The 8,308-nt window shown below is 56.3% G+C and carries 5 protein-coding genes; all 5 read left to right on the top strand.

Annotated features, from left to right (window positions below; all coding sequences use genetic code 11):
* On the top strand, positions 1–830 hold an 830-nt coding region (locus Q0510_RS09555), incomplete at its 5' end, for an SDR family oxidoreductase (RefSeq protein WP_298710419.1).
* A gap of 12 nt (positions 831–842) precedes the next feature.
* Positions 843–2,117, top strand: a complete 1,275-nt coding sequence (locus Q0510_RS09550) for a sugar isomerase (protein WP_298710418.1) — start codon at positions 843–845, stop codon at positions 2,115–2,117.
* A gap of 3 nt (positions 2,118–2,120) precedes the next feature.
* Positions 2,121–3,470 (top strand): FGGY family carbohydrate kinase, encoded by a 1,350-nt coding sequence (locus Q0510_RS09545; protein WP_298710416.1) that lies wholly within the window; start codon positions 2,121–2,123, stop codon positions 3,468–3,470.
* Between the two features lie 454 nt (positions 3,471–3,924).
* Entirely contained in the window at positions 3,925–6,942 is a 3,018-nt protein-coding gene (locus Q0510_RS09540) for a PQQ-dependent sugar dehydrogenase (RefSeq protein WP_298710414.1), read from the top strand.
* 224 nt (positions 6,943–7,166) lie between these two features.
* Positions 7,167–8,308 (top strand): UvrD-helicase domain-containing protein (locus Q0510_RS09535; RefSeq protein WP_298710412.1); only part of this gene is annotated, 1,142 nt, incomplete at its 3' end.

Raw genomic sequence — 8,308 nt, 5'->3', positions numbered from 1 at the left:
CAAAGCTGCAACGCATGCCGAAGCCCAAGGCCCTCACCGGCCGCATCGCCCTGGTAACGGGCAGCGCAGGCGGCATCGGGAAGGCCATCGCCCGGAAGTTTGCACAGGAAGGCGCCGTAGTTGTGCTTAGCGATAACAACGCAGACCGCCTCGCCGAAGCCAAAGCATCTTTCGAAAAGGAATTTGGGAAAGATACCTGCGCCGCCGCAGTGCTCGACGTGAAAGACGCCGGCAACGTATCCAACGCTTACCATACCGCTGCACTGGCATTCGGCGGGATGGACATCGTGGTGAACTGCGCAGGGCTCTCCATCTCCAAACCGCTGGAAGAGCATACTGAGAAAGACTGGGACCTACTGTACGATGTACTCGTGAAAGGCCAGTTCCTCGTCACCCAGTCGGGCGTGGATGTGATGCGCAAGCAAAACCTCGGCGGCGATGTGCTGAACATCGTGAGCAAGAACGCCCTCGTATCCGGCCCCAACAATGCCGCGTACGGTTCCGCCAAAGCCGCGCAGCTGCACCTCAGCCGCCTCAATGCGGCGGAGCTGGGGAAAGACCGCATCCGGGTGAACGTGGTGAACCCCGACGCCGTGATCGCCGACAGCACCATCTGGGCCGGCGCATGGGCGGAAGGAAGGGCCAAAGCATACGGCGTGAAGGTGGAAGAGCTGCCCGCATACTATGCGAAGCGCACGCTGCTCAACCAGGTGATCCTCCCGGAGGATATCGCGGATGCCTGCTTTGCTTTTGTAGGCGGATTATTGCAGAAAGCGACCGGCAACGTGCTGAATGTAGACGGCGGCGTAGCCATGGCTTTCGTCAGATAAAAATAGTACACCATGCAAATCGACCAGAATAAGATAGACGGTTACAATAGCCAGTCGCTCCGCAAACATGAGCGGGCGCTGGCATTTCTCCAGGGTGAGATCCCCCATGCGGCGGATATCATTTCCCAGCTCGGCGAATTCCAGATCGCGATACCCAGCTGGGCCCTCGGCACCGGGGGTACCCGCTTCGGCAGGTTCCCCGCAGGCGGCGAGCCCCGCAACCTCGAAGAAAAAATCGAAGACATCGGCCTGCTGCATCGCCTCAACCGCGCCAGCGGCGCCATCTCGCTCCACATCCCCTGGGATATCCCGGAAGACCCCGCGCATATCCGCGCCGTGGCCGCCGCACACGGGCTGAAGTTCGACGCCATGAACTCCAACACCTTCCAGGACCAGCCCGGCCAGGAGCACAGCTACAAATTCGGTTCCCTTCAAAATGTGAACCGCGATATCCGCAAGCAAGCCATCGAACATAACATCGAAGTGATCCGCCACGGCATCGCCCTGGGATCGGAATCGCTCACCGTCTGGCTGTCCGACGGCTCCTGCTTCCCCGGCCAGCTCAGCTTCCGCAAAGCGTTCGAAAATACGCTCGAAGGATTGAGCGAGATCTACGCCGAGCTGCCCGACAATTGGAAGATGTTCGTGGAGTACAAAGCCTTCGAACCGAACTTCTATTCGACCACCGTGGGCGACTGGGGCCAGTCCCTGCTCTACGCCTCCAAGCTCGGCCCCAAGGCTTATACGCTGGTGGACCTGGGCCATCATCTCCCTAACGCCAACATCGAACAGATCGTGGCGCTGCTGCTCATGGAAGGCAAGCTGGGCGGTTTCCATTTCAACGATTCCAAATACGGCGACGACGACCTCACTGTCGGCAGCATCAAACCCTACCAGCTATTCCTGATTTTCTGCGAACTGGTTGACGGTATGAATGCGCGCGGTATGAAACACGCCACCGATTTAGGCTGGATGATAGACGCCTCGCATAATGTGAAAGACCCGCTGGAAGATCTGCTGCAGTCCGTGGAAGCGATACAGATCGCTTATTCCCAGGCATTGCTGGTAGACCGCAAAGCACTCAGCGCCGCACAGGAACGCAACGACGTGGTGGCGGCTCAGGAAATATTGCAACAGGCGTACCGGACGGACGTCCGCCCGCTGGTAGCCGAAGCGCGCCTCCGCGCAGGCGGCGCCCTGGAACCGCTTTCCGTGTACCGCGGGGAGCAGGTGCGGGCGGGGCTTATCCGCAGGAGGGGGCTTGTTACCATCGCTACAGGCTTATAAACCATGACGAAGATTCCCGTTATCGCCGTGCTCGACATCGGCAAAACCAATAAGAAGTTGTTCCTCTTCAACGAAAGTTACCGCGTGGTGCATGAGAAGAATGCGCGCCTCCCGGAAACGGCCGACGAAGACGGGGACCCCTGCGAATGCATCCACAGCCTGCGCGATTTCGTGCAGTCGTCGCTGGAGGAAGCTTTGGCCATGCCCGGTGTGGACGTGCGCGCCGTCAACGTTTCCGCCTATGGCGCCAGCCTCGTCTATATCGATGCCGAAGGCAAGCCGCTCACGCCGCTTTACAATTATCTCAAATCGTACCCGGAGCATTTACGGGAACGGTTATACGCACGATATGGCGGAAAGGCAGCATTCTCCCGGCAAACCGCTTCTCCCGCTCTGGACAGCCTGAATTCAGGCCTGCAGCTGTTCCGCCTGCAGGCCGGGCGTCCGGAGGTGTTCGCCAAAGTAAAACATGCGCTGCACCTGCCGCAATACGTCAGTTATCTGCTCTCCGGCGATGCCTGCGCGGATATTACCAGCATCGGATGCCATACCGCGATGTGGGATTTTGAACGGAACACCTACCACGGCTGGGTGCGCAACGAAGGGCTGGAAGGCGTTATGGCGCCGCTGCGCGATGCAGGGACGGTAGTGAACGGGCAAATCAGCGGCAAGGAAATCCCGGTGGGGCCGGGGCTGCATGATTCCTCCGCCGCACTGATCCCTTACCTGCTGCAGTTCCGCGAGCCCTTTGCCCTGATCTCGACGGGCACCTGGTGCATCACCCTCAATCCGTTCAATGCTACGGCCCTTACGGCGGAAGAGCTGGAGCAGGATTGCCTGTGCTACCTGTCTTTCGACGGGCGCCCCGTGAAAGCTTCGCGCCTCTTTTCGGGGTATGTACATGAGCGGGAAGTAGCCAGAATTGCGGAACATTTCAACCGCCAGCCCGCGCATTACCAGTCGGTGCCCTTCGAAGCGGCGCTGATGGAAAAAATGCGGCCGGCGGGAGACTTCGCCGCGCGCGACCTCACGGAGTTCCGTTCGGATGCGGAAGCTTACCATCAATTGATGCATGATCTCGTATCGGCGCAATACCGCTCCACTTCGCTGGTGCTGGCAGGCGCGCCGGTCGGAAAGATATTCGTGGACGGGGGATTCGGGAAGAACGACGTGTTCATGCAGATGCTGGCGATCCAGTTCCGCGGCATGGAAGTATATGCGGCGCAGGTGCCGCAGGCCACCGCACTGGGAGCCGCGCTGGCATTGCACAGCGCCTGGCAGCAGGGGCCGCTGCCGGAACAACTCATCGAACTGGCCCCGTATCCCGATCCCTGCACTGAAATTCTTGGATGATAGACTTCACTCTGCACGAGATCGGCAACGACCGTTCAGAATAATTGCTGATTAGATACGTGTTAAGTGAAATAGCATACAGGGCGCAAATCTTCATTTGCCGCTCCACCTTTTTCTTTGCCATCGGCAAAAACAATTCATCCGGGTTGCAGGGTTTTTAAATTTATTTTCTATTTTTAGCGGGTACGGCAGCAGTCCACGTTTATTACCGGCTGCCGTGTGCAGGGGAAGTTGCGATCATCCGTTGAGCACCGCACTTGTCTGTAACTATTGTGTGCAGAGGTTTCATTCACTTATATCAGGCCGCAACGGAAGTTGTGTTTCGCCATCCAGCCGTGCCCGGTCGCAATACCGGCAGGGAAGCGTATGGCCGGGAACCACCACTGCCAGGAAGCGAAGTTTGGACAAGTAAAAGGAAGCCGGACCACGTCCCGGTAAATTATAGATGCACTTCATGAGAAAATTATGGATGTTCGCGTGCCTGCTGGCTTTAGCCGCCTGCTCGCGTAAATCGCCCGGAAACAAAGTATTGCTGCTGCCATCCACGGGCAGCGCGGAAACCATCGCCGCCGTCGCCAAAGCCACGGCGGAAGCCAACGGATGGGAACTGGTGGAAGGAAATAAAACCTTCCTGCACCCGGATTCCCTGCAGCATTACCGTACCATCGTTACCGCATGGTCGTACCCCGACTCCCTCGACCACCGTCAGCTCAACGCCCTGCAACGGTACCTCGAAGCCGGCGGCACCTGGGCCGTGGTGAAGGATTCCGCATTCGCAGTGAAAGGCTGGCCCTGGCTGGACGCCCTGGCAGACAACGACCGCGTTTTCATGGCCGCGCCCGTTGAACTGGAAAAGGTGTTGCAGCAAGCCGGGGACCAGGCGAAAGGGCTCGACTATTCCGCCTGCACCACACCCGCCGTCCCGGAAAATAACCGTTATACCTATACGATGCTGGCGCAGGGCCTGGATGAACCCCTCCAGCTGGCCGTCCTCCCCGGCAACGACGTCATCTTCGCCGAACGCAAAGGCGCGGTACGACTCTACCGCAGCCGCGAAAAAGATGTAGTCACCCTCGCGCAGTTCAACGTTTACAGCGGGCTGGAAGACGGCCTTCTCGGCGTGGCCCTTGATCCCGCATTCGGCAAAAATCATTTCGTGTATTTCTATTACGCGGTAGCCGGCGACCGCCACGTCAGCCGCCTCACCCGCATGGAAATGCGCGACCGGAAACTACTCCCCGAAACGGAAAAGACCATCCTCGAAATCCCCACGCAACGCAAATACTGCTGCCACTCGGCGGGGTATATGGAATTCGGGGCCGACGGGCTGCTGTATCTTTCCACCGGCGACAATACCAATGCCGAAGAAACGGAAGGATATACGCCGGTAGACGAGCGCCCCGGCCACGAACTGGCCGACGACCAGGCCACCTCCGCTTCCTCGGCGGACCTCCGCGGCAAGATCCTCCGCATCCGCATCATGCCCGACGGCACGTATACCATCCCCGACGGCAACCTGTTCCCGAAAGACGGTTCCCGCGGGCGCCCGGAGATCTACGTCATGGGATGCCGCAATCCTTTCCGCTTCAGCGTCGACAGGAAAAACCAATACGTGTATTGGGGCGACGTAGGGCCGGATACCAAAGTGCCCGGCAGCGAGGGTACCATCAGTTATGACGAAATCAACCAGGCCCGCCAGCCGGGATTTTTCGGATGGCCGTACTTCCTGGGTGAGAACGAAGGCTTGCCCAAATGGAACTTCGCGACCAAGACCGAAGGCCCGAAGCTGGACCCTGCTAAACCCATCAACGCATCCCCCAACAACAAAGGCATTCGTGAACTGCCGCCCGCGCAGCCGGCCATGATCTGGTTTGGCGACGGGCCCTCCGCCAAATTCCCGCTGGTAGGGAAAGGCGGGCAGAGCGTGATGGCGGGGCCGGTGTATTATGCCGACCAGTTCGTCAATGCCGAATACAAACTTTCCGATTACTACGACGGCAAGCTGCTCATCTACGACTGGGTGCGCCGGTGGATCATGGCGGTCACCTTCGACAAGGATCACCGCTATCTCCGCATGGAGCCCTTCCTCGACCACCTGGAGCCCGCCGCGCCCATCGACCTGCGTTTTGCGGACGACGGGGCTATCTACATGCTGGAATACGGCACCAACTGGTTTTCCCGCAACATGGACGCGCGCCTGGTCCGCATCACCTACGCCGCGGGCAACCGCCGGCCGGTAGCGGGGATCGCGGCCGATAAGCTGGCCGGCCCCGCACCCATGACGGTACAGTTTTCTGCCGGAAGTTCCTCCGATCCCGACCGCAACGATGCACTGCATTATACCTGGAACATCGAAGGGCAGGAGTATACCGATTCGGTGATCGCCCATACTTTCAAAACGCCCGGCGTGCACAAGGTGATGCTGACGGTGACGGACGATCACAAAGCCTTCGACACCGCATCGCTTTACATCAAAGCCGGCAACACGCCGCCCTCCGTAGAGATCAGTTCGGAAGCCAATAAGTCTTTCTATTGGGACAACGCCCCCTTCCCTTACAAAGTGACCGTTACCGATCCGGAAGACGGTCCGGTTGCACCGGAGAAAGTAGCCGTGGGCTTCAGTTTCATCCCATACGGCCGCGATATGGCCGGTGTGCTGACGCAGGGCGGGGCAATGCCCGCGCCGAAAGGGAAGGAGCTCTTTTATTCGCAGGACTGCAAGGCCTGCCATACCGAAAACAGCGCCTCTGTTGGGCCCAGCCTGATGGACATCGCCGGGAAGTATGCGCATACCGATAAAAACACGGCCTTGCTGGCCGATAAAGTGATCCGCGGGGGCAGCGGCGTATGGGGCAACCGCCCGATGAGCGCCCACCCGGGTATGGCGGTGGAAGAAGCGAAGATGATCGTGGATTACATTTTGTCGCTGAAGAATACGGGCGCCGGGTTGCAGGCGCAGGGCACCCTCGTGCTGAAGGACCACATCGGCAAACCCGCCTCCGGCGTCTACCTGCTCCATGCCCGTTATACCGATGGCGGCGCCAATGGCATCGAGGCGCTGACGGGCCAGCAGTTCGTCATGCTCCGCCATCCGAAGCTGGAAGCGGAAGAGCGGGATGTAGACGGGAATATCCGTTTCCTGAATTATATCAATGAGCTCCTGAGCTACGGCGTAGCCCGCGACGGCAGCTATTTCATGTTCAAAAACATCGACCTCACCGGCGTAAAGCGCGCCCGCTTCCGCGTGATGCAGCAGGGCGCCGGCGGCACCCTGGAATTGCGGGTTGGGTCGAAAGACGGCCCCTGGGTCTGCGAGCTGAACGTACCCGCCGGGAATGGAGAATGGGTGGAGCTGACTGCTCCCGTACTGGAAAGCAACGCCCGCCTGGACCTCTGGTTCGTTTTCCGCAATCCCGGCAACCAGGGCCAGCTTTTCTGCATCGACTGGACACTTTTCGAGAATGTAAAATAAACCCCGGAGGTCACCCGCCTCCGCGCCTCAAGAGCTGAAAGCCGCCGTAACGGGCGGCTTTCTTTTTGGGAGGTGCTTTGCGGACAAACCGGATTAGGTAAACTTATTCACATTTATTAGTATATTTAATATGTTAATTAATAATTTGAGGCCAGTTTGATACATGACGTTCGCCTATGTGATTCGAGGGACTGGCCGGAACGGATTTAATAGTCGAACCCACTATGAAAGATGTCCCTTCAATTATCCCTTTGGTTTTACTGGCCGTGACAGGTATTTGGTTGATTTACAAACGTCATGAGCGTTTGCGTAAACGTAAAGCATATGAGGAGAAGGAAAGGGAGCTTGCCAGGCAAAGAAGCTATTCCTTCTTCAGGTCGAAAATCGGCGACATTACTTCCGCAGTAACAGCGTTTTCACAGCACCTGGACCACAATACGGGTTACTTCTCCAACTACCAATTGACAATCTGGAAAAACGAACAGAAGAACCTGTTTGATGAATTACAGGGCAAGTCCGTTGAAGCTATTCAATTGACTTCCGAGGAAGTAAAATCTATTAAAACATTCAACGAATATTTCCTGCATGCAGATAAATTGAGGACTGGTTTCAATGCTGCTTTTATTGCGAAAGAGCTTGAGCAATATCATATTTTTTTCGATAATGTTGAAGGTAGAAAGCTTGACGGGCAGCAGCGTACTGCCGTGGTGACGGATGAGGACAATAACCTGGTAATTGCGGGTGCTGGCTCTGGTAAAACAACCACCATCGTGGGTAAGGTAAATTATGTATTGGATCGCTATAAAGTATCACCGGATGAAATTCTGCTCATTTCATTCACGAATAAATCTGCCGCAACGCTCGCGGGCAGGATTAATATAAATGGCGTTGAAGCAAAAACATTTCACAAGTTTGGAAAAGATATTATTACAGGATGCGAAAATAAGCAACCCAGCATCTTTGATGAAAATCAATTCAAAACCTTTCTTTTAAATTGCTTTGAAACATTACTGAAGGATGGCCGTTTTCTGGATAAGGTGACGGCATATTTTACCGGGTTTCTCAAGCCTGAAAAGTCGCAGTTCGAATTTAACAACCAGGGCGAATATATACAGTATCTGAAAGACAAAAATTTCAGGAGCTATAAACTGAAGGAAACCCGGTTCAATGGGAGGCAGACCTACAAAATGGAAGTCGTGAAGAGTATCGAGGAGTGTAGGATAGCGAATTTTCTCTTGTTTAATAGTATAGAATATGAGTACGAATATCCCTATGAATTTGATACTGCGAACCTGGATTACCGTCGATACAAACCCGATTTTACGATTTTGCAGAATGGGAAAAAGGTGTATTTGGAACACTTTGC

The sequence above is a fragment of the uncultured Chitinophaga sp. genome (genome assembly GCF_937874145.1).
In the GTDB taxonomy this organism is placed as follows: Bacteria; Bacteroidota; Bacteroidia; order Chitinophagales; family Chitinophagaceae; genus Chitinophaga.
This window is presented reverse-complemented; position numbering and strand designations above follow the sequence as displayed.

Bases quoted from the DNA above. Each gene is read 5' to 3' on its own strand.
- Q0510_RS09550 (WP_298710418.1), top strand. From the start codon at position 843: ATGCAAATCGACCAGAATAAGATAGACGGTTACAATAGCCAGTCGCTC.
- Q0510_RS09545 (WP_298710416.1), top strand. From the start codon at position 2,121: ATGACGAAGATTCCCGTTATCGCCGTGCTCGACATCGGCAAAACCAAT.
- Q0510_RS09540 (WP_298710414.1), top strand. From the start codon at position 3,925: ATGAGAAAATTATGGATGTTCGCGTGCCTGCTGGCTTTAGCCGCCTGC.